The sequence below is a fragment of the Pseudomonas sp. TAA207 genome (assembly GCF_001529285.1).
Taxonomy (GTDB): Bacteria; Pseudomonadota; Gammaproteobacteria; order Pseudomonadales; family Pseudomonadaceae; genus Aquipseudomonas; species Aquipseudomonas weihenstephanensis.
Genome location: NZ_LLWJ01000070.1, coordinates 55,946 through 77,134, shown reverse-complemented (window position 1 = coordinate 77,134; position 21,189 = coordinate 55,946). Strand labels below are relative to the sequence as shown.

The following is a 21,189-nucleotide window of genomic DNA, read 5'->3' as shown; positions in this document are numbered from 1 at the left end:
TACAGCTTGGGAATAGTTACCCAACTTTAGAGAAATGGACTACCCGGCGTTTCATTGCACATCACAACAAGCTCGCTATACCTAACCAGTACGGCCTTTAACGCGCTGCTGTCGCGTGATAACACCCCGTGGGCTGACCGTACAAACAAGCACCAGGAGCAAGGCAATGGAAAACCTGAGGTGTGGCCCACAAGGCTTTCAACGCAATTCACGGCAGGTCAACAAACGCTGCCTGGAGCTACTGCTGTCATTGGCAACGCCCCAGGGCAATGTGCTGGATGTCGGCTGTGGCACCGGCAACAGCCTGCTGTTTGTGGATTTGAACAACATCGAACAGTACATCGGCATCGATCAATCCAAGGACAAAATTACCTATGCCAACCTGGTGCATGCCGCGCCCAACGTGCGTTTTATCATCAGTGACTTTCTGACGTACTCCCTGGACCACTTTTCGCCCTTTGATGCCGTCGTTTGCGCAGCCTGCTTGCAAGGGTTTATTCCACAAGAACAAACCGTGATCGACAAACTGTCGGCCGCCATCAGGCCCGGGGGTGACTTGTTTTTGTCCTGCGCGCTGGATTTCGATTACTTGCCGGACGAGCGTTTTATACAAGAGCGAGCCTTGATGGAGATCCGCCATCAATACCCCTGCATCACTGAACCGGTGGTGTTTGATGACTTCAGGTTCAGCCGCCGGGACATTCTGGACACCCTGCACGACTTTGACATGGTGCGCGCACAGCGCATTGAGGAAACCGTCGAGTTTGAGAACTTCAGCGACTTCAGGGACTGGCATTGGGGCGCCAGTACGCAGGTACGCCGCCAGTTCGACGAAACCATCCGCGAACAGGCGATCACTGACTACTACCAAACGCTGTATGCACACTACTGCGCTGGCCGTTATAAAACGGCGTACTCCACCGGGCTGATGCTGCTCAGAAAGAAAGGCGACTAACGCCCGGCCCGGCTGCATCTGCACGCACAGACGCAGCCTGCGCCAGCAGCTACGGGGAGCCTGACGAGCGTTCGCTTACTCGATACCCACTTGGTTGCGCCCGTTGTTTTTGGCCAGGTACAACCCCTTGTCCGCCGCCGAAATCAATTCGCGGCAATTGCCGCTGTGTTGCGGCGTGAGCGTGGCCAGCCCAATGCTGATCGTGAGGCTGCTGCCCTCGGCGGGCGAGATGTGTGCAATCTTCAACGCCGCAACGGCCTGACGCAGTTTTTCTGCGACCAGTCGTGCTCCGCCCTGAGAGGTGTTGGGCAGCACGATGGCAAACTCTTCACCGCCGTAACGCGCAGGCAAGTCGGAGGGTCGACTGCTGGCATCGCGGATGGAGGCGGCCACTTTGCGCAACGCTTCATCACCGTCCAGATGGCCAAAGGTGTCGTTGAACGACTTGAAGTAGTCCACGTCGATCATCAGCAACGACAACTGGGTTTGTTCACGCAAAGCACGCCGCCATTCCAGTTCAAGGTACTCGTCAAAGTGACGACGATTGGACAGCCCGGTCAGGCCGTCAGAGTTCATCAACCGTTGCAGCACCAGGTTGGTGTCCAACAGTTGCTGCTGGCTCACCCGCAGCGCACGGTAGGCCGCATCGCGCTGCAACAGCGTCATGTAGGAGCGCGAGTGATAGCGAATGCGCGCCACCAGCTCGATGTTGTCGGGCAGTTTCACCAAATAGTCATTGGCCCCTGCCGCAAAGGCCGCGCTCTTGATCAGCGGGTCCTCTTTGGTGGAGAGCACAATAATGGGGATGTCTTTGGTCGCCGGATGATTGCGGTATTCGCGCACCAGCGTCAGGCCGTCGAGGCCGGGCATCACCAGATCCTGCAAAATCACGGTCGGTTTGATGCGAATGGCTTGCGCGATGGCCTGGTGCGGGTCGGCACAAAAGTGGAAGTCGATGTTTTGCTCAAGGGCCAACCCCCGGCGCACGGCCTCGCCGATCATCGCCTGATCGTCGACCAGCAACACCATCGCTGCGTTTTCGTCGTTTTTGACGTCGTCCAACTGCAAGTCATTCATGCGCGTTCACCTGAATTACCACCTTCAAGCCAGTCCTGCCGGGGTTTGTCACTCATTTGCCAAATATCTCCAGCAAGCGTGGCGCAATCTTGTCCAAGGCTAGAATTTCAACCGCGGCATCAATCGCCGCGGCCGCTTTGGGCATGCCGTATACCGAACTGCTCTGTTGGTCCTGGGCAATGGTCAAAAAGTTTTGCTGGCGCATGAGTTTGAGCCCTTGCGCGCCATCACGGCCCATACCGGTCAGCAGCACCCCCACGGCCTCGCCATTCCAGAACCTGGCAACACTCTCGAAGAACACATCAATCGAGGGCCGATAAATTTCGTTCACCGGCTCTGCCGTGTAGGCCAGCGTGCCGTTTTTCAAGAGCCGGATATGGTGGTTGGTGCCGGCCAGCAACACCGTCCCGGGCTGGGGCGCTTCACCATCTCGGGCCAACCGTACATCGACCCCGCACGAGCTGCTGAGCCATTCGGCCATACCGGCTGCAAACACCTGATCAACGTGCTGAACCAGTACAATCGCCGCCTCAAACTGCCTCGGCAGCCCTGTTAGCAGTGTTTCGAGGGCGGCTGGCCCTCCCGCCGATGAACCAATGGCCACCAACCCGTGGCGTATGCTGTGCGAGCGTGGCAGCGTGTCCACCGGTTTTACCCGTTTGTCGGGTTGGCCCACCAACCAGCCAATGTTCAAGATTTTACGCAGCAACGGCGCGGCGGCTTCTTTGGCGTTACCTGCGCCCAAAGCCGGTGTGTCCACCACATCCAGCGCGCCAAAGCCCATGGCTTCGAACACACGGTGCACATTTTGCTGACGGTCGACCGTCACGATCACAATCGCGCAGGGGCTTTCTGCCATGATCCGGCGGGTGGCTTCCACACCGTCCATGACCGGCATGATCAGGTCCATCAAGATCAAGTCAGGGGTGTTTTCGGCGCACAGCAAAACCGCTTCTGCGCCGTCTCGCGCCACCCAGATCACCTGATGGGCCGGCTCGAATGCCAACGCCCGGCGCAAGGCTTCAACCGCCATGGGCATGTCGTTGACGATGGCAATTCTCATGTCTGGGCTCCTCCAATGAGCTCAACCACTGCATCGAGCAGCGCATCGTCATGGAAACTGGCTTTGGCTAAATAGTAGTCGGCTCCTGCGTCCAGGCCGCGCCGACGGTCTTCTTCACGATCTTTATAGGACACCACCATCACCGGCATCGACTGCAAACGGTTATCGCGGCGTAACAAGGTCACCAACTCGATACCGTCCATGCGTGGCATGTCGATGTCGGTAATCAACAAATCGAAGTGTTCAGCACGCAATGCATTCCAGCCGTCCATGCCATCGACCGCCACCGCCACTTCATAGCCGCGATTGAGCAGCAACTTGCGTTGTAGCTCACGCACGGTGAGCGAATCGTCGACCACCAAAATACGCTTGCGGGCCAATTCGGCCGTGTGCCGATTACGCCGATCAATACGCTCAAGACGCCCGGTATTGAGCAGTTTGTCGACAGACCGCAGCATGTCTTCGACGTCAACGATCAGCACCGGCGAGCCGTCATCAAGCAACGCACCGGCCGAAATATCCTGCACCTTGCCCAGACGCGGATCGAGGGGCAATACGACCAACGTGCGCTCGCCAATAAAACGCTCCACCGCCACCCCGTAGACCACATCGCGCTCGCGAATCACCACCACTTTGAGGGTTTCGTCATCGTTCTGGCTGGGCGGGCGTTGCAGCAACTGGCTGGCGGCGACCAAGCCTACGTGGCGGCCCTCATGCCAAAAATGCTGGCGCCCTTCGAGCTGTACGATGTCGTCGGGTTGCAGGTCGCGCATGCGTTCGATATGCGCCAGCGGGAAGGCGTAGGCTTCGTCGCCGACCTCCACCACCAGGCTGCGCACCACCGACAAGGTCAGCGGCACTTCCAAATGGAAACGGCTGCCCTGCCCCCCCGTTTGCTCCAGCACAATCGCCCCGCGCAGCAGGCGCACCATGTGCTGCACGGCGTCCAGCCCCACCCCGCGCCCGGACACTTCGGTCACGGTGTCGCGCAGGCTGAAGCCGGGCAAAAACAGAAAGGTCAGCAGCTCTTCTTCACTGAGCTGGGCGGCCGTGGCTTCGGTCGAAAGTTGGCGCTCGACGATGGTGCGGCGCAAGCGTTCAAGGTCCACGCCCGCGCCGTCATCGCTCAATTCCAGCACCAGCAAACCGGCCTGATGCGAGGCTCGCAAGCGAATCAGCCCTTCAACCGGTTTACCCGCCAACAACCGCTGCTCGGGCAACTCGATGCCGTGATCAACCGCGTTACGCAGCAAATGGGTAAGGGGTGCCTCGAGCTTTTCCAATACGTCGCGGTCAACCTGGGTTTTTTCGCCTTCAATTTCCAGGCGTATCTGCTTGCCCAGGCTGCGGCCCAGGTCACGCACCATGCGCTCTTGCCCGGCCAATACATCGGCGAACGGGCGCATGCGGCATGCCAGCGCCGTGTCATACAGCAACTGCGCGCGCTGGCTCGCCTGCCAGCCGAACTCGTCCAGCTCAGCGGTCTGCTCACTGAGCACGTGCTGTGATTCGGCCAACAAGCGCCGGGCCTCGGCCAAGGCTTCTTGCGCCTCATGGCTCAGACCGACCACTTTGAGTTGATCACCGAGGCTGTCCAACGCCCGCAGGCTGGTGCTCTGGATCCGCTTAAGGCGCTGCAAGGTGGCCAGATAAGGCTTGAGCCGCTGGGTTTCGACCAGCGACTTACTGGATAAATCCAGCAAGCTGTTGAGGCGCTCTGCGGTGACGCGCAGTACCCGCTCGCCACTTTCCGTGCGCCGTTGCGGGCGCTGTGCAGGTTCAGCCGCCAGCGGCGGCTCGAACGTGGGTTGCGGCGCCTGCGGCTGGGGTGCCAGCAGCAGTTGCGACACATCAAAAACCGGGGCTACCACTGGCGCGGGAATTTGCGAGGGATCGAGCAGGCGATTCATCAGCGCCACATAGGCCTCGACATCCGCCGCGCTGACCGTGTTGCCCGGTGTTGCAATGCGCATCAACAGGTCAGTGCCTTGCAACAAGGCATCAATGTGCTCAGGCAACAGGTACAAGCGGCCTTCCTGAGCGCTGACCAGGCAATCCTCCATCACATGAGAGACGCTGACCCCGGCATCCACCCCGACAATGCGCGCTGCACCTTTGAGCGAATGCGCCGCGCGCATGCACGCTTCAAGCTGATCGGCCTGAGTCGGGTTGCGCTCCAGCGCCAGTAAACCCGCATTCAGTACTTGGGTTTGGGTTTCAGCCTCCAGGCTGAACAGCTCCAGCAACGAGGCATCGCGCATTTGCTCGGGGGTCATGTGAGGCTCCGGGTAATGGCGCTGAGCAATTGCTCTTCATCCAGCCAGCGCAGGCTGCGGGCCTTGTACGGCAACACACCCCGGGTGAATTTGGCGCTGGCGTGCTCGCCCGAGAGCGAGGCAGTGTTTAACACCCGTTGTTCAATGTTATGAATGCCGTCGACTTCATCCACCGGCAGCACCACCGGCCCGCCCGGCGCGGCCACAATCAGCATGCGCGGCATCACCCGCTGTGATGCCGTCACGCTCACGGTCACGGTCGGGTCCAGCCCCAGCAATTCGACCAGCGACAGGCAAGGCACCAGCGTACCCCGCACGTTGGCAACGCCCAACAAGGCACGCGAACGCTGGTGGGGCAACGAATGGATCGACTGCATCGGCGCCACCTCGTCCAGGCAACCGGTGGCCAGTCCCAACCATTCACCGCCCATGCGAAACATCATCAGCGAACGTGTCGCCACTTTATGTTCAAGGTCGGGCGCAGCGGCAAGGTCTTGGCCGTCCTGCTCAAATGAATAGCGATCAAGCAAGCGGGTTGCCGCTGCCGAGTACACCGAACAGTTGCGACAGTGAATATGCTCAGCCAATAACGGGCAGGATTTATTGCCATAAACACCGATGCGGTTCCAGCAATCATCAATCGCCAGGGCTTCGGTGTGGATCAAGCTTTGGGCTGTTAAACCGTTCATTGTTTACGCTCACTCTGAACCGAACGCTCATTGCGCGCAGCTCGGGCCTGCAAACGCTGGGCTCCGGCGACATCGCCCAACGAGGCCAGCAACGCGGCCAACTGCGCCAGCGCCTGGGCATGTTGAGGTTCCAGATACAACGCCTTGCGATAGAACGCTTGCGCCTGGGCGGTCTGCCCTTCGACATCACTGAGCAGGCCCAACCAATAAAACACCTGCGCCTGCGGGCCGTGGCGTTGCAAGCTCAGCTCACAAGCGGCGCGCGCTTGGCGGCTATTGCCTTCATTGGCCAGCGTGGCGATTTTTTCGAGCAATTGCGCGGGTTCGTCCAACGTGGGCGCTGACGGCTGCGTGAGCGTTTGCGGGCGGGCAATAAAGGGCCGATTGACGGGCGCTGTGAGCGGCGGCAAAGGCCGCGCTTGCGGCTTGCGCTCCACCCGCGGGGGCATCACCGCAGGCGGCGGCTCCTGGCTGTGGCAAAACGCAAACGACTGCGGCGCATTGATTGAGCGCATGCCCAACCCGTTGAGCAGGCTGCCCTCGGCCGGGCCGATAAACAACACACCATCGGTACGCGTCATGCGTTTGAGCGCGTCCAGTGCTTGCTTCTGCGTTATGAGATCGAAGTAAATCAGCAGATTGCGGCAAAACACGAAGTCATACGCGGGTTGGTTGGCCATCAGTGCAGGGTCGAGCAGGTTACCCACATGGAACGTGATCTGCTCACGCGCCCGCGCGCACAGCTGATAGCCGTCCTCCTCAAGGGTGAAATAGCGCTCACGAAATTCGATGTTCTGCCCGCGAAATGAGTTTTTGCCATACACCGCCCGCTGGGCGCGCTGCACCGACAGCGGGCTGACATCCAGCGCATCGACCTTGAACTGATGCGCGGCAAAGCCTGCGTCAAACATCGCCATCGCAATCGAATAAGGCTCTTCGCCGGTTGAACACGGCAGGCTCAAAATGCGCAGCACCCGTGGGCTGCTGTGCGCCGCCAGATGCTCGCGGGCCAGCCGTCCCAGCGTGACAAAGGATTCGGGATAACGGAAAAACCAGGTCTCGGGCACGATCACTGATTCGATCAGCGCTTGCTGCTCGTCCTGCGAGCTATTGAGCCACTGCCAATACTGATCGTGGTCGGCCATGTTCAATGCCGTACACCGCTGGCGCACGGCCCGCTCAATAATCGCCGGCCCTACTGACGCCACATCCAGACCGATCTGACGTTTAAGAAAGTCAAAAAAACGCTGATCAGCACTCATGCGCGGGCCTGCCCAGACAGATCGGGGTCCGCGTCAGTGAACAACAACCCGCCTACTGCTGGCGTTAGCAGGTCGTTGACGCGAATCCACTGCAACAACCCCTGCGCATCTTTGCGCACCGGTCCCAAATAAGGGGCCTCCCGGTTATCCAGCCCATAGGGCTGAAAGTCCGCCGGGTTGCAGCGCAACATCTCGTTGGCCTGCTCCAGCACCAGCCCCAACAAACGGCCCTGATAATTGACCAACACCAGGCGGGTACTGGTGCGCTCGACGGCCGGTTGGCCAAAGGTCATGGCACTCACATCAATCACCGGCACCATCTGGCCACGATGCGCAAACACCCCTGCCACCCACGCGGGCGCATGGGCGATGGGTTTAAGCGGCAAACGCGGCAACACTTCAACCACGTCGATAGCCTGTAAGGCATAGCGCTCGGCGCCAATATAAAACACCAGAAAAAGGCTGTTTTTCGACGCTTTGGCGACTTCGCGCGGGGCGAGAGGTTCACTCATCAGACTTTGAATCGCGAAACGCCGCTGCGCAGCCCGACCGCCACCTGGCTCAGCTCGTCAATGGCAAAGCTGGCCTGGCGCAAGGACTCAACGGTCTGGCTGCTGGCATCGCCCAACTGCACCAGCGCATGGTTGATCTGCTCGGCGCCGGTGGCTTGTGCCTGCATGCCTTCATTGACCATCAACACACGAGGCGCGAGGGCCTGTACCTGATGAATGATCTGTGACAACTGCTCGCCCACCTGCTGCACCTCGGACATGCCGCGGCGCACCTCTTCGGAAAACTTGTCCATGCCCATCACACCCGCCGACACGGCGGACTGAATCTCACGCACCATTTGCTCAATGTCATACGTGGCCACGGCCGTCTGGTCAGCCAAGCGGCGCACTTCGGTGGCCACCACGGCAAAGCCGCGTCCGTATTCACCGGCTTTCTCGGCCTCAATCGCAGCGTTGAGCGACAGCAGGTTGGTTTGGTCGGCCACTTTAACGATGGTCACCACCACCTGATTAATATTGCCGGCCTTCTCGTTCAGAATCGCCAGCTTGGCGTTCACCAGATCGGCCGCCCCCATGACCTGATGCATGGTGTCTTCCATCCGCGCCAGGCCCTGTTGCCCGGAACCGGCCAAAATCGAGGCTTGATCGGCCGCCGACGTGACTTCGGTCATGGTACGTACCAGATCACGCGAGGTGGCCGCGATTTCGCGCGACGTGGCGCCGATTTCAGTGGTGGTGGCGGCGGTTTCAGTGGCGGTGGCCTGTTGCTGCTTGGAGGTGGCGGCGATTTCAGTGACCGACGTCGTGACCTGCACCGAGGAGCGCTGGGCCTGAGACACCAGCGCCGTCAATTCGGCCATCATGTCGTTGAAGCCAGTTTCGACAGCGCCGAACTCGTCTTTACGCTCCAGGTTCAGGCGCTTGCTCAAGTCACCGGAACGCATCACTTCGAGGATCGACACAATGCGCTGCATCGGCGACATAATCGCGCGCAGCAACAGGAAGCCGCACACACTGGCCGCGATCACGGCAATCAGCACTGACACCAGCATGCTGGCCTTGGCCGCCAGCACCGCGTCAGAAATGTTGTTGCTGGCATGAATGGCCGAGTTTTGGTTGTCTTCAATCACTTTATTGAGTTGCTGACGGCCTGCGTTCCACGCGGGCGTCAGTTGCTCTACCAGCAGGCGCCGAGCTTGATCCATGTCGTTCTTTTCGAACAGCGCGACCACCGTGTCCAGCGAGGCGTCGTAGGCTTTATGGCGCACTAAAAACGCTTCATATTCCGACTCATCCGTGCCGTCGCTGATGGTCGAGCGATAACCGGCCAGTTCTTTTTCCAGACGAGCTTCATAGGACGTGTAGAGGTCTTTTTCCTCTTTGGTGAGCGGGCGACCGGTTACATCATTCATCAGGTGCAAGGTCTGAACGTAACTGTCGACCCAGGCACTGCGGATCATGGAGCTGTAATACAAACCGGGAATGGAGTCGGTGCGCACTTTCTCTTCACTGGTTTCAATCGAGACCAGGCGTGAATACGCTGCGACGATCATCAACAGCATGATGGCAATGATTACGGCAAAGCTCGCCAAGATGCGTTGGCGTAACGTCCAGTTCTTCACAGTCGATCCTCGGGTGCCGTTCAAATGAAGGGGAGTATAGCCGAGGGTGCAGGATGATTCGCACGAGGTTTGAGACCGATCTCACATGGATCAGGTAAAAAACTTACCTAGGATTACATCTGTAATCGCCAAGGCGACATCATCAGGGCGTTCTACCGCCAGGCCGCCACCTCATGTGGCGGCGAGCGGCTTGGCACACAGCCGCTTGAGGTGGGTTGCAGGCGCCAGCCCAGCACGCTGAGCACGTCACAGCCATCACGCAGTCACATCGCCGGCGTGGTGGCCAAGTGTTTGAGGTCGATGGCGTGTGTGAAACCTCCCGAAAACCCGTGATCCCCAGGTGGCTTACTGCTGCTTTTAGCGATGCGACTGCCGTCACTCAAATGGGTTGAACGACGAAGACCCTCACAGGAGGCTGAGCGCAGGTGCTGCTGCGGGGGCACGCCGTGACGGGCCATCCTTGGCCCGACACGTCTGTCCCGAAGGGGCGGGTAGATCAAAAGCCACGTCAAAAGCAGATCTAAAGCAGGTCGCGGACTGCGCGTGTCTTTGCGACGCTACCCTAAGCAAATCCTCACCCTTAAGCCTGTTTAACCTGCTTTTCAAGTTCGTTTTTCAACGCCGGATCAAGCTTTAGCTGCCTGGCCAGTTCATCCAGATACGAGCGTTCCATGAAGCTGTCTTCATCCACCAGCATCACGCTGGCGATGTACATTTCAGCCGCCATTTCCGGCGTGCTCGCCGCGAGGGCCACCTCGGCCGGGTCCAACGGTTTGATCAGCTCGGCTTGCAGCCACTCCTGTGTCTTGGGGTCGTTGTTACATTTGCTGAACTCGCCTTCGATCAGTTGACGCTCACGGTCGTCAATGTGGCCATCGGCCTTGGCCGCCGCGATTAACGCTTTAAGGATGGCCTGGCTGTGCTGCTCAACTTGCGGTGGCGGCAGGCGATCAATGGTTTGCGGCTCGGTTTGGGGCGCGCTGCCCTGGTTGGCCTGCCAGTTGCCATAGGCTTTGTAGGCCAACACGCCCAAAGCCGCCAAACCACCGTAGGTGATGGCCTTGCCGCCAATTTTGCGCGCGCTTTTGTTGCCCAGCAGCAGGCCCATTGCGCCCGCCGCCAACGCTCCACCGCCCGCACCCGAAAGCAAGCCGCCCAACCCGCCAGCGCCGCCCAACAGGCCGCCTAACCCGCCTTTGTCAGCTCCCGCGCTGCTTTTGGCAGCACCGGTTTTGTTCTGTAACAATTCCTGGCCAGACTTGAGTAACTGATCGAGTAATCCACGAGTGTTCATACAAGGCCTCTAGCAACGGGGTTAAGGAAAAAAGCAGGCCGACAGAGTAGTGCCCCATCACCGGCTATGGTCAGTTCGATTGCTTCCAGATGTTGCGCCGCGTAGGCCAGACCCACATTAAGTGCAGCCGATAACGCCCTGCCCCGCAGCGTTATCAGACACTCCTACAGCGCAAATCGCACAGCGGCGCTTCAATCACGCAGGTCCGATTCATGAATCGGTTGATCGCGATGGGTCGCCCGCTGGTATTGGGCAGGCCAGGTGGCCTGTTTGCCGCCCAGGTCGTCATCGGCGTGCAAGGCCCAGTAAGGGTCGCGCAGCAGTTCACGCGCCAGCAGGATCAAGTCGGCCTGACCGGTGCGCAATATATGCTCGGCCTGCGCCGGCTCGGTGATCATGCCTACCGTGCCGGTAGCGATGCCTGACTCTTTGCGAATGCGCTCGGCAAAGCGCGTCTGGTAACCCGGCCCCACGGGGATTTCTGCGTTGGCCGCGGTGCCGCCCGATGACACGTCAATCAGGTCCACACCCAACGCTTTGAGGCGCCGCGCCAGTTCAACGGTTTCGTCGGGGTTCCAGCCGTCTTCCACCCAGTCGGTGGCCGAGACCCGAACGAATAACGGCAGCTCTTGTGGCCACACTTCACGCACCGCTTCGGTGACTTGCAGGACCAGACGAATACGGTTTTCGAAGGAGCCGCCGTACTGGTCGCGGCGCTGGTTGCTCAACGGCGAGAGGAATTGATGCAGCAAGTAACCATGCGCGGCGTGTACTTCAACCACTGAAAAACCCGCCTCTAACGCACGTTTGGCGGCGTCGACAAAGGCTTGAATCACGTCCTGAATCTGACCCTCGTCCAGTTGGGTGGGTGCGGTGTGTTGGGGGTCGAAGGCGATGGGCGATGGCCCCACCGGCACCCAGCCGCCCTCTTCGACTTTCACGCTGCCGTGCTTGCCCAACCACGGGCGATGGGTGCTGGCCTTGCGTCCGGCGTGAGCCAATTGGATACCTGCAACCGCGCCTTGTGCCCGAATGAAGCGGGTGATGCGTTGCAGCGGTTCAATGTGTTGGTCATCCCACAACCCAAGGTCTTGGGCGGTGATGCGGCCATCGGCGGTGACGGCGGTGGCCTCGGTGAAGACCAGCCCTGCGCCACCCACCGCACGGCTGCCCAGGTGCACCAGGTGCCAGTCATTGGCCAAGCCGTCGACGCTGGAGTATTGGCACATCGGCGAGACCGCGATGCGGTTAGGAAAGATCAATTGGCGCAGGGAATAGGGTTCGAGCAGCAGGCTCATGGGTCACCTCTCATTTCAGTGGGCGGGCTCCAAGCTGCTCAGACCCGTGATGGCGACCAAGCAGTACCCAGAGACTAGTCGACAACACTGAAAGAGGTGGGGTTCACATTCAGGCAGAGGCCTCAATAAATCACCGAGGGTTAGCGCGGCTCAATATGGGCAATCATTAATTGCACGGTTTCATTGCCACGAAACTCGTTGAGGTCCAGTTTGTAGGCCAGCTCTACAAAACGGATGGTCGGGTTGGGCCACACCTCACGGTCGATGCCAAACGCGATGCCATCGAGTTTCACGCTGCCGCATTCGGTTTTGAGCACCACTTTCAAATGTCGCTCACCGACAATCCGCTGCTCGACCAGTTGAAAAACACCGTGGAACAACGGCTCCGGGAAGTGCTGCCCCCACGGCCCGGCCGTGCGTAACGCCCTTGCCAGTTCGAGGTGGAACTCTTCGACGGCCAGGCTGCCATCTGACAACAGGCGCCCGGTCAGGTCTTCTTCACGCAGCTGGCGACGCACTTCGGCATCGAACGCCTGTGCAAACAGCTCAAAATTGGCCACCGGCAATGTCAGGCCCGCCGCCATAGCGTGCCCGCCGTATTTGGCGATCAAATCTGGATGCTGGGCGGCAACCACACTCAGTGCATCGCGAATATGAAAGCCCGGCACCGAGCGCCCAGAACCTTTGAGCACGCCATCGCCCGCATCGGCAAAGGCAAACGTGGGGCGGAAATAACGCTCTTTCAGGCGCGAAGCCAAAATCCCGATCACGCCCTGGTGCCATTGCGGGTCAAAGAGGCACAAACCAAAGGGCATTGAATCGAGCGGCAGCTCTTTAAGCTGGGCCAGTGCTTCGCGTTGCATGCCTTGCTCGATGGCTTTGCGGTCCTGGTTCATCTCGTCCAGTTGCACGGCCATCGCCCGCGCCGCGTTGGCGTCGTCGGTGAGCAGGCATTCGATGCCCAGGCTCATGTCGTCCAGTCGTCCTGCCGCGTTCAAACGCGGGCCGAGGATAAAACCCAGGTCGGTAGAGGTGATGCGCGAGTGATCGCGCTTGGCCACTTCCAGAATGGCTTTAAGCCCCGGCCGCGCGCGCCCGGCGCGAATGCGTTCAAGCCCTTGGTGCACCAAAATGCGGTTATTGGCGTCCAGCGGCACCACGTCGGCCACGCTGCCCAGTGCCACCAGGTCCAGCAACTCGGCAATGTTCGGCATCTTGCTGTCTTGATAGCGGCCCAGGTCTTTCAAACGGGCACGCAGGGCGATCAGCACATAAAAGATCACGCCCACTCCCGCCAACGCTTTGCTGGGGAACGCGCAACCGGGCTGGTTGGGGTTGACGATAGCGTCAGCCGCCGGTAGTTCGGTGCCCGGCAAGTGGTGGTCGGTGACCAGCACGCTCAGCCCTGCCCGTTTCGCTGCGGCCACACCGTCAACGCTGGAGATGCCGTTGTCGACAGTGATCAGCAGGTGCGGCTCGCGGGTCAAGGCCACTTCGACGATTTCCGGGGTCAGGCCGTAGCCGTATTCAAACCGGTTAGGCACCAGGTAATCGACATGGGCGGCACCCAACAAACGCAGCCCCAGCATGCCGACCGTACTGGCCGTGGCGCCGTCGGCGTCAAAGTCACCCACAATGAGGATGCGCTGGCGCTGATCCAGTGCCACCACCAGCAAATCCACTGCGGCATCAATGCCTTTAAGTTGCTGAAACGGGATCAGGCGCGCCAGGCTTTTGTCCAGTTCCGCTTCAGATTGCACACCTCGTGCGGCGTACAACCGTGTGAGCAACGTCGGCATTTCGCCCAAAAAAGGCAGGATGTGTGGCAATGGGCGAGGTTCGATGCGCATAAGCGGGTGAAGAGTCTCTGTTACTGAAGATTGAATTGTGCAGCGTGTGCGGCTTAGCCGCGCTCGCCCGTCAGCCATTGCAATTGCACTTCGTGCTGGCCACGGTCATCGGTCACAAAGATCGTGCCTTCGCTGATCATCACGTCCCACTTGATGACCCGAGGCATGTCTTTGGCCAAGGTTTCGAGCACTTCTTGGGGCACGGCGGCGACATTGACGTTTTTCAGGTTTTTGATCGCCGGGATCACTTTGCCTTCCCACACGCGCAGGCTGCCATAGGCCAGCAAGCTGGTGCGCTCGGTGCGACGCGAACACCAGGTCAGACGGTCGGCATCTGGCTGGCCGACTTCGATCCAGTGCAGCACCCGGTCATCCAGGCTTTTTTCCCACAGCGCGGGTTCGTCTACATCAGACAGCCCACGGCCGAAGGACAGTTGCTCGTTGTACCAAAAGGCGTACGCCAACAAACGCACAGTCATACGCTCTTCGGTCTCCGAAGGGTGACGGGCGATGGTCTGTTTTACGCTCTCATACACACCGCGATCGAGATCGGTGAGGTTGAGTTCAAATTTGTACGTGGTGGACGGCTGGGCCATGAACGGGCTTCTTGATACAGAGAAAGGCGCCAAGTCTAACCGATACGTCCGTGTTCAACGAACTCTGCGGCTTCTTGCAGGCACTGTCCTATGTTAAAACGCTGTACCCGCTCGCTCCCGGACAAGGATTACTTATGCCGCTCGCCGCCAAACCCCTTTCGGGCCTCAAAGTCGTTGAACTGGGAACCCTGATTGCCGGCCCCTTTGCTTCGCGCATTTGCGCCGAGTTCGGCGCGCAGGTGATCAAGGTCGAGTCCCCGGATGGCGGCGATCCTTTGCGCAAGTGGCGCAAGTTGTATGAAGGCACGTCGCTGTGGTGGTTTGTGCAGGCGCGTAACAAAAAATCCCTGACGCTGAACCTTAAACACCCTGACGGCTTGAACGTCCTCAAAGAACTGCTGGCCGACGCCGACATTTTGATCGAGAACTTTCGCCCCGGTGTGCTCGAAAAACTTGGCCTGGGATGGGACGTGTTGCACGCACTGAACCCAAAACTGGTGATGGTGCGCTTGTCGGGCTTTGGCCAAACCGGGCCAATGAAAGACCAACCGGGGTTTGGCGCGGTCGGCGAGTCGATGGGCGGCTTGCGGTACATCACAGGTTTTGAGGACCGGCCACCGGTGCGAACCGGCATTTCCATCGGCGACTCGATTGCCGCGCTGTGGGGGGTGATTGGTGCGTTGATGGCACTGCGTCATCGTGAAGTGAATGGCGGTCTGGGCCAAGTGGTGGATGTGGCCTTGTATGAAGCCATTTTCGCGATGATGGAAAGCATGGTTCCCGAGTTCGATGTGTTCGGTTTTATTCGCGAACGCACCGGGAACATCATGCCAGGCATTACCCCCTCCTCGATTCATACCAGCCTGGACGGTAAACACGTGCAGATCGGGGCCAACGGCGACGCCATTTTCAAACGTTTCATGCACACACTGGGGCGCGACGATTTAGCCAATGACCCGGCGCTGGCCAGTAACGATGGGCGCGACGTGCGCCGCGATGAGTTGTATGGGGTGATTGATCGTTGGGTCGCCTCATTACCGCTTGAGACCGTGCTTGAACAGTTGAATGCGGCACAAGTGCCAGCCAGCCGCATTTTTTCAGCTGAAGACATGTTCACCGACCCGCAATTTTTGGCACGCGAAATGTTTTTGCACGCCAAACTACCGGACGGCAAAGACTTTAAAATGCCTGGCATTGTGCCCAGGCTGTCCGAGACGCCCGGTTCAGCCGATTGGGTGGGCCCTGAACTGGGTGCCCACAATCATGAGGTATTGGCCGCGCTGGGTTATGACACGCACGCCATTGCAGAACTCAAGCGCTCGGGCGCCATTTAGTCCGAATGCCGATCGCCATTTTTAGAGGCTGTTTAAGGAGATCAGCACAATGACCATTCGCTCACAGCGGCGAAACCTGTGGGCAGGGCTTATCGCATGGATCGTGTTGATGGGGTCGCCCGCCAGCCACGCAGCCGAAAAACTCATTTGGCTAATGCGTGATTTACCGCCCTTGACGGTGTTTGAGGGCCCACAAAAAGGACGCGGGGTGATCGACCAGCTCATGCCGTTTCTGATCGCCAACCTGCCCCGATATGAGCACGAGGTGGTGAAGGTCAATCGGGCACGCGCCCTGCAAATGCTTGAAGGCACAACACTGGCCTGTGATCCGGCACTGGTATGGAACCCGGCCCGCGCTCGTTCAATTGTTTATTCGACCCCCATTATGGGTTTGCACAGTAATGGCCTGGTGATTCGACGCAGTGACCAGGCACTGCTTGCGCCGTTTGTCAGCGATCAAACGGTCGAGCTCAAAAACATGCTCAATGCGCAGGCCATCAGGCTGGGTATTGTTGCCAAGCGCAGCTACGGGGTCTGGATAGACGAACAACTGGCACAAGGCGAAACCGACGCTGTCTTCATCCATTACGGTAACGATGCCTTGGGCAGCCTGCTGCAAATGCAACAGGCGGGGCGAATAGGCGCCATTTTGGGCTACTGGCCCGAAATTCAGTCAAAAGCCCGTCAGCAAGGCCTGTCACCCGAGAACCTGGTGTTTTACCGCATTCACGGCGCACCCACTTACCAGCCCATTTACATCGGCTGTACGGCGACACCGGCAGGACGTGAGGCGATGATCAGCATTAACCATGCGCTGAGAAAAATTGACCCGCAGGCGCTGTTCGACTCACAAACCCAATGGCAAGCGCCTGACCAGCACGATGATTATCTGAACGCACGGCCCGTGCCGCTTCAGCCGCTATTGCCCCGCTGAAAAAAACCAAAAAAAACCCCGAGCCGTGGGGTGTCGACTCGGGGTTTAACAGGATCAAAATGATCCGCTCGACAGGCTACAAGCATCGGAGCAAAACGCCTGACCCTGTCGATGAAAAATCTGACAGGTATATCGGAATAAAGGTTCCCTGCCTTGCCGATGAAATGCTCAATAGCGACAGGATCTGAAATTGGCCACCTGGTATTTCTCAAGCAACTGATTCAAACGGTTCAAAGTGACGGGCTTTGTGAGGCAACCCAACACCTTGAGCCCTTGCCTGTGGGCGTCGCGTGCCGCCATCTCGACGATATGGGGCGCGGCACAACTTTGAATAATTAACGCCGACGCATGCTGCTTAGCGGCCAACTCACTGATCAGCTCCACCCCCGATGCATCTTCCAGATACAGATCGCAAATGGCGATATCAATGGCTCCGCGTACGGCCAGGGAACTGCGCGCAGACTCAATGCTTGAAGCCGTCAGCACATCAAAAATGCGGCATGCGTTCAGCATCTGGTGCATGACCATTAACTGGAAAGGGTTGTCTTCAAGGATCAATATTTTGAGAGTTCGCATCATGAGCCTTCGGCCGGCTGAATGGTTTCACCGTGAAGACGCACTTTAGTGGCCTCAACATGGACGAGGTATAGGATTAGTCCTAAATACCAGTAGGAATAACCAAAAACCATTCAACGCAGTGCGCACCTCCTGCTTGTCACAGAGGGTCCCACTTCTTCATTTCTGAAATATCAAACCACCCGCCCATCAAGCCTTCCAACTCCCCCGACGTTGAATAAAAAGGAACCGTCCATTGATAGATATATCGACCTCCCGACTTGAACTCGACAAAGCGCTTTTTATAAAAGGATTTTCGGCTTTGCAACATGCTCAATAACTCGCAATGAAACTGCTCGGCCTGCGGTTGGGGGTAGAGGTTGATTTCAATGCTGTTTAAACCCACAACACGCTCCAACTTAATGGACAAGCGATCTTCATAACTGCGATTGCAGCTAATAATTTCAGCTTTAAGACCGACCACAAAAATCGGACTCGGAATACCGTCCAAAAAACGCTGCTGTAACAGAATGTCTTCTCGCAATACGCCTTCTCGTGCCTGCCCAATCACAATCTTTTTGTGCAATTGTCGATTGCACAAAAACAACCACAGGCTGATTGCACTCACCACCGCCATGACCGCATACAACCAGGACGAGTGGTATAAGGCACTTTCGACATTTGCCGCGGCCCCACCACCGCCCAGCCACTTGCTTCTCAAGGTACGAATCTCGGTCATGGGCATGGCTTCCAGCGCTTTGTTCAAAATGCTCAGCAGTTCAGGTTGCTGCACATTCACCGCAAAAGTATCAGCGGACCATCGCCCGTCCACACTGCGCCCGACTTTAAGTCGACCCGAAGGATAAAGATGCGCCTGCGTTTCACTCTGGATCGTCGCATCGGCTTCGCCACGTTCAACCAGCCCCCTCGCCTGCTCAAAGGTATCGACACGTTTGACGGTGATGCCCGGGTACTCACGCCTGATCATCTCTTCTAGCGCGTGTTTGGCGGGAAGAGCCAGCACCTTGCCCGTTAACTGATCAAGTGAACCCAGCCGGGAGTCATGGGCACGTACGACAAAAACCCAAGGTGCGCCGCCATAGGAATAGCTGAAGTTCAGAAAAGCTTTTCGCTCCTGACTGATCGACAAGGTTGAATTCATTTGTGCGATCCCCCCCTTGAGCAAGTCCAGGGTTTGCATCGTTGAAAAGGTTTCTATATGCGCAAACTGCAAACCGGTCATGCGTGTAATGCGCGCCAGAATATCAATGTTCAAACCTTCCCAATCACCCTCGATATTCCTGAAGGTATACAAGGGGAATTGTTGACTCGCCAGCGTCACCACCGGATTGGCCTTGATCCACTCTCGCTCACTGTGCAGCAGGTCGATATGTTGCTGCGCGATGCTGCCCTCAAGCCCGTGGGTCCAGCGCGCAAGAATCGCCCGGCAAAGGGTTTCATCCACACTCCCCAACACTTGATTGATCAGGTCAGTCATTTGCCGGTCGGCCAGGCGCGTGGCAAAAGAAAACCCGGACACCGGCAAGGCACTGCTCCCCAAGATGCGCAACTTGGAGTACGGCCTCACACTTTTAAAGGACTGGACAATGATTTCATTGCCGATGAAAGCATCAATATCGCCCTCAGTCAGGGCTTCCATGGCGCTGTGCAGGGTGGGCGTAATGATGAGCTGGCTGTCAGGGTAAAAGGCATGGGCCGCTTGTATATCAACGTAACCGTCTACAAAGCCGATCTTTTTACCCACCCAGTTCTCGATAGGCTGTGCCTCTAAGGCTCGGCCGACAATGACAGGCCGATCAATCAGGTAATCGTCAGAAAAAGCGAGACCTTCTATACCGCGTTCAAAACCATTGGCGCTGGCGAGCATATCGATTTTGCCACTCAGCAAATCGGCAACGGCCTCAGCACGTTTTCGATAGCCCACCACTTCAACCTGTGCGCCCAACTTGTCACGAATGATGCTCAAGTAGTCGGCACTGATGCCTTGATAACGGTTACGGTCGCTTGTGATATCGACAGGCTCGTAATCGTCAAGGGTAATGCCTACCCGCAGCGTTCCATGCGACTCAAGCCAGCGCTTTTGCTGGTTATCCAGACGCAAGGGGTTAAAGCTGGCAAAGCTTTGCGGGAGCTTGAAGGGCAACCCCTGGGCCGCACTGGCCGACGGCACCAGGCTCAACAACCCGATGAAAAGCACTGCACAAACCCATGATTCAAATGCCTGAAGAGACCGTAACATTGCAGCTTCCTTGACCGACCACTCAGCCGCCCAAGAGGGCGAGAACGGAACAAGTTTGCCACGCAGATACTAAAAAGCCCGTCAGGCGACGGGCTTCAAAGTCTGTAAGAAAACGCCGCTTAGAGCGCCTTGCCTCGGTTGCCATGCTGGCTGACAAAGGCTTGAACCGCTTTGAGATCGTTATCCAACACGGTGTAACGCTCTTCTCTCTCAAACAAGTCAGAAAGATGAGCTGGGAGTTCCAGCGCTTTTCCTACGCCAGCTTTCTCAACGGCATCCGGGAACTTGACCGGGTGTGCCGTTCCCAAAATGACCATCGGGGTGTCCAGGTGGCGACGGCATTCACGGGCCGCCTTGACGCCAATGGCGGTGTGCGGGTCGAGCACTTCGCCCGTTTCAGCAAACACTTGGGCGATGGTTTCACAAGTCTGGGCGTCATCCACGGCCAGCGAGTCAAACAGGCGGCGTGCTTCGGTCCAGCGGTCGTCTTCAACGCTGAAGTGGCCGCTGTGCTTGAAGGTGTCCATCAAGCCTGCAACCGCTGCACCGTTGCGCCCATGCAGATCGAACAGCAAGCGTTCGAAGTTCGAGGACACCATGATGTCCATCGACGGGGACAGGGTCGCGTGCAGGGTGTCTTTGGCGTACTGATTACCGCTCATGAAGCGGTGCAGGATGTCGTTACGGTTGGTGGCAACGATCAACTGGTTGATCGGCAACCCCATGTTGCGTGCCAGGTAACCGGCGAAGATGTCACCAAAGTTACCGGTAGGCACCGAGAACGAGACGGAGCGCTGAGGCCCGCCCAACTGCAACGCTGCATGGAAGTAGTAAACGATCTGGGCCATGATCCGCGCCCAGTTGATCGAGTTAACCGCCACCAGGCGCGTGCCTTTCAGGAAGCCTTGATCGGCAAAACTGGCTTTGACCATTTCCTGACAGTCATCGAAGTTACCTTCAATGGCGATGTTGTGAATGTTGTCACCCAAGAGTGTCGTCATTTGACGACGCTGCACTTCAGACACCCGGTTATGGGGGTGCAGGATGAAAATATCGACGTTTTCACAGTGCTTGCAGCCTTCAATCGCCGCAGAGCCGGTGTCGCCGGACGTCGCGCCAACAATGACCACGCGCTCTGCGCGCTTTTCAAGCACGTAGTCGAGCAGGCGGCCGAGCAATTGCAAGGCGAAATCTTTGAACGCCAGGGTCGGGCCGTGGAACAGCTCCATGACCCATTCGTTGCTATTGAGTTGACGCAAGGGTGCAACCGCAGCGTGAGCAAACACGCCGTAGGTGTCTTCCAGTATTTTTTTGAAGTCGGCATCCGGGATGCTGCCTGTCACAAACGGACGCATCACTCGGAATGCCAGCTCGTGATAAGGCAGACCAGCCCAGGAAGCGATTTCTTCTTGAGTGAAACGTGGCAGGTTTTCTGGCACGTACAAGCCGCCATCGCTGGCCAGACCGGCCAGCAACACGTCTTCAAAATTCAGGGCCGGTGCCTGGCCGCGGGTACTGATATAGCGCATTAGGGCGAACCTTCGAGGTGAGCTGCAAGCGGTTTGGCCACCGGCCACACGTCAAGCACAGGGGCTTTGAACATGTGGCGCGC

At 58.2% G+C, this 21,189-nt stretch carries 17 protein-coding genes; 3 read left to right on the top strand and 14 right to left on the bottom strand.

What is annotated here, in order from left to right; genetic code table 11:
- The first annotated feature begins 166 nt into the window (after positions 1-166).
- Positions 167-955 carry a class I SAM-dependent methyltransferase gene (locus tag AP059_RS17185; protein ID WP_059764459.1) on the top strand — a complete coding sequence of 263 codons (789 nt, stop codon included), beginning with the start codon at positions 167-169 and terminating at the stop codon, positions 953-955.
- A 75-nt stretch (positions 956-1,030) separates the two neighbouring features.
- Here the strand turns inward: AP059_RS17185 and AP059_RS17180 are convergent, their stop codons facing one another.
- The 11 genes from AP059_RS17180 to AP059_RS17130 form a co-directional block, all read right to left on the bottom strand.
- Complete coding sequence (locus AP059_RS17180) at positions 1,031-2,032, bottom strand: response regulator (protein WP_059764457.1); 1,002 nt, start codon at positions 2,030-2,032, stop codon at positions 1,031-1,033.
- A gap of 52 nt (positions 2,033-2,084) precedes the next feature.
- Positions 2,085-3,095 carry a chemotaxis response regulator protein-glutamate methylesterase gene (locus AP059_RS17175; protein ID WP_059764455.1) on the bottom strand — a complete coding sequence of 337 codons (1,011 nt, stop codon included), beginning with the start codon at positions 3,093-3,095 and terminating at the stop codon, positions 2,085-2,087.
- Complete coding sequence (locus AP059_RS17170; protein WP_059764453.1) at positions 3,092-5,371, bottom strand: hybrid sensor histidine kinase/response regulator; 2,280 nt, start codon at positions 5,369-5,371, stop codon at positions 3,092-3,094. The genes AP059_RS17175 and AP059_RS17170 overlap by 4 nt, the downstream gene beginning before the upstream one ends.
- Complete coding sequence (locus AP059_RS17165) at positions 5,368-6,060, bottom strand: chemotaxis protein CheW (RefSeq protein ID WP_059764451.1); 693 nt, start codon at positions 6,058-6,060, stop codon at positions 5,368-5,370. Before AP059_RS17165 ends, AP059_RS17170 begins: the two co-directional genes overlap by 4 nt.
- Positions 6,057-7,322 (bottom strand): CheR family methyltransferase, encoded by a 1,266-nt coding sequence (locus AP059_RS17160; protein ID WP_059764449.1) that lies wholly within the window; start codon positions 7,320-7,322, stop codon positions 6,057-6,059. The genes AP059_RS17165 and AP059_RS17160 overlap by 4 nt, the downstream gene beginning before the upstream one ends.
- Complete coding sequence (locus AP059_RS17155) at positions 7,319-7,834, bottom strand: chemotaxis protein CheW (RefSeq protein WP_059764447.1); 516 nt, start codon at positions 7,832-7,834, stop codon at positions 7,319-7,321. The genes AP059_RS17160 and AP059_RS17155 overlap by 4 nt, the downstream gene beginning before the upstream one ends.
- On the bottom strand, positions 7,834-9,456 hold the full coding sequence (locus tag AP059_RS17150; protein WP_059764444.1) for a methyl-accepting chemotaxis protein: 1,623 nt from the start codon (positions 9,454-9,456) through the stop codon (positions 7,834-7,836). The genes AP059_RS17155 and AP059_RS17150 overlap by 1 nt, the downstream gene beginning before the upstream one ends.
- A 580-nt stretch (positions 9,457-10,036) precedes the next feature.
- Positions 10,037-10,750 (bottom strand): tellurite resistance TerB family protein, encoded by a 714-nt coding sequence (locus AP059_RS17145; RefSeq protein WP_059764443.1) that lies wholly within the window; start codon positions 10,748-10,750, stop codon positions 10,037-10,039.
- 191 nt (positions 10,751-10,941) lie between these two features.
- A complete protein-coding gene (locus tag AP059_RS17140; protein ID WP_059764441.1) occupies positions 10,942-12,048 on the bottom strand; it encodes an NADH:flavin oxidoreductase/NADH oxidase in 1,107 nt (368 codons plus the stop codon).
- A gap of 140 nt (positions 12,049-12,188) precedes the next feature.
- A complete protein-coding gene (gene recJ, locus AP059_RS17135) occupies positions 12,189-13,898 on the bottom strand; it encodes a single-stranded-DNA-specific exonuclease RecJ (protein ID WP_048363306.1) in 1,710 nt (569 codons plus the stop codon).
- Positions 13,899-13,951: 53 nt separating this feature from the next.
- On the bottom strand, positions 13,952-14,494 hold the full coding sequence (locus tag AP059_RS17130) for a YaeQ family protein (protein ID WP_059764439.1): 543 nt from the start codon (positions 14,492-14,494) through the stop codon (positions 13,952-13,954).
- Between the two features lie 134 nt (positions 14,495-14,628).
- Between AP059_RS17130 and AP059_RS17125 the strand changes: the two genes are divergently transcribed.
- Complete coding sequence (locus AP059_RS17125) at positions 14,629-15,828, top strand: CaiB/BaiF CoA transferase family protein (RefSeq protein WP_059764437.1); 1,200 nt, start codon at positions 14,629-14,631, stop codon at positions 15,826-15,828.
- Between the two features lie 49 nt (positions 15,829-15,877).
- Positions 15,878-16,762, top strand: coding sequence for a TIGR02285 family protein (locus AP059_RS17120; RefSeq protein ID WP_082706823.1), 885 nt, complete (start codon positions 15,878-15,880; stop codon positions 16,760-16,762).
- A gap of 168 nt (positions 16,763-16,930) precedes the next feature.
- Here AP059_RS17120 and AP059_RS17115 read toward each other — a convergent pair whose 3' ends face one another.
- The 3 genes from AP059_RS17115 to thrC all read right to left on the bottom strand — a co-directional run bounded on the left by AP059_RS17115 (position 16,931) and on the right by thrC (position 21,106).
- A complete protein-coding gene (locus AP059_RS17115) occupies positions 16,931-17,338 on the bottom strand; it encodes a response regulator (RefSeq protein WP_120752345.1) in 408 nt (135 codons plus the stop codon).
- A gap of 139 nt (positions 17,339-17,477) precedes the next feature.
- Positions 17,478-19,577 (bottom strand): transporter substrate-binding domain-containing protein, encoded by a 2,100-nt coding sequence (locus AP059_RS17110; protein WP_059764433.1) that lies wholly within the window; start codon positions 19,575-19,577, stop codon positions 17,478-17,480.
- A gap of 119 nt (positions 19,578-19,696) precedes the next feature.
- Positions 19,697-21,106, bottom strand: a complete 1,410-nt coding sequence (gene thrC / locus AP059_RS17105; protein WP_059764431.1) for a threonine synthase — start codon at positions 21,104-21,106, stop codon at positions 19,697-19,699.
- Between the last annotated feature and the right edge of the window lie 83 nt (positions 21,107-21,189).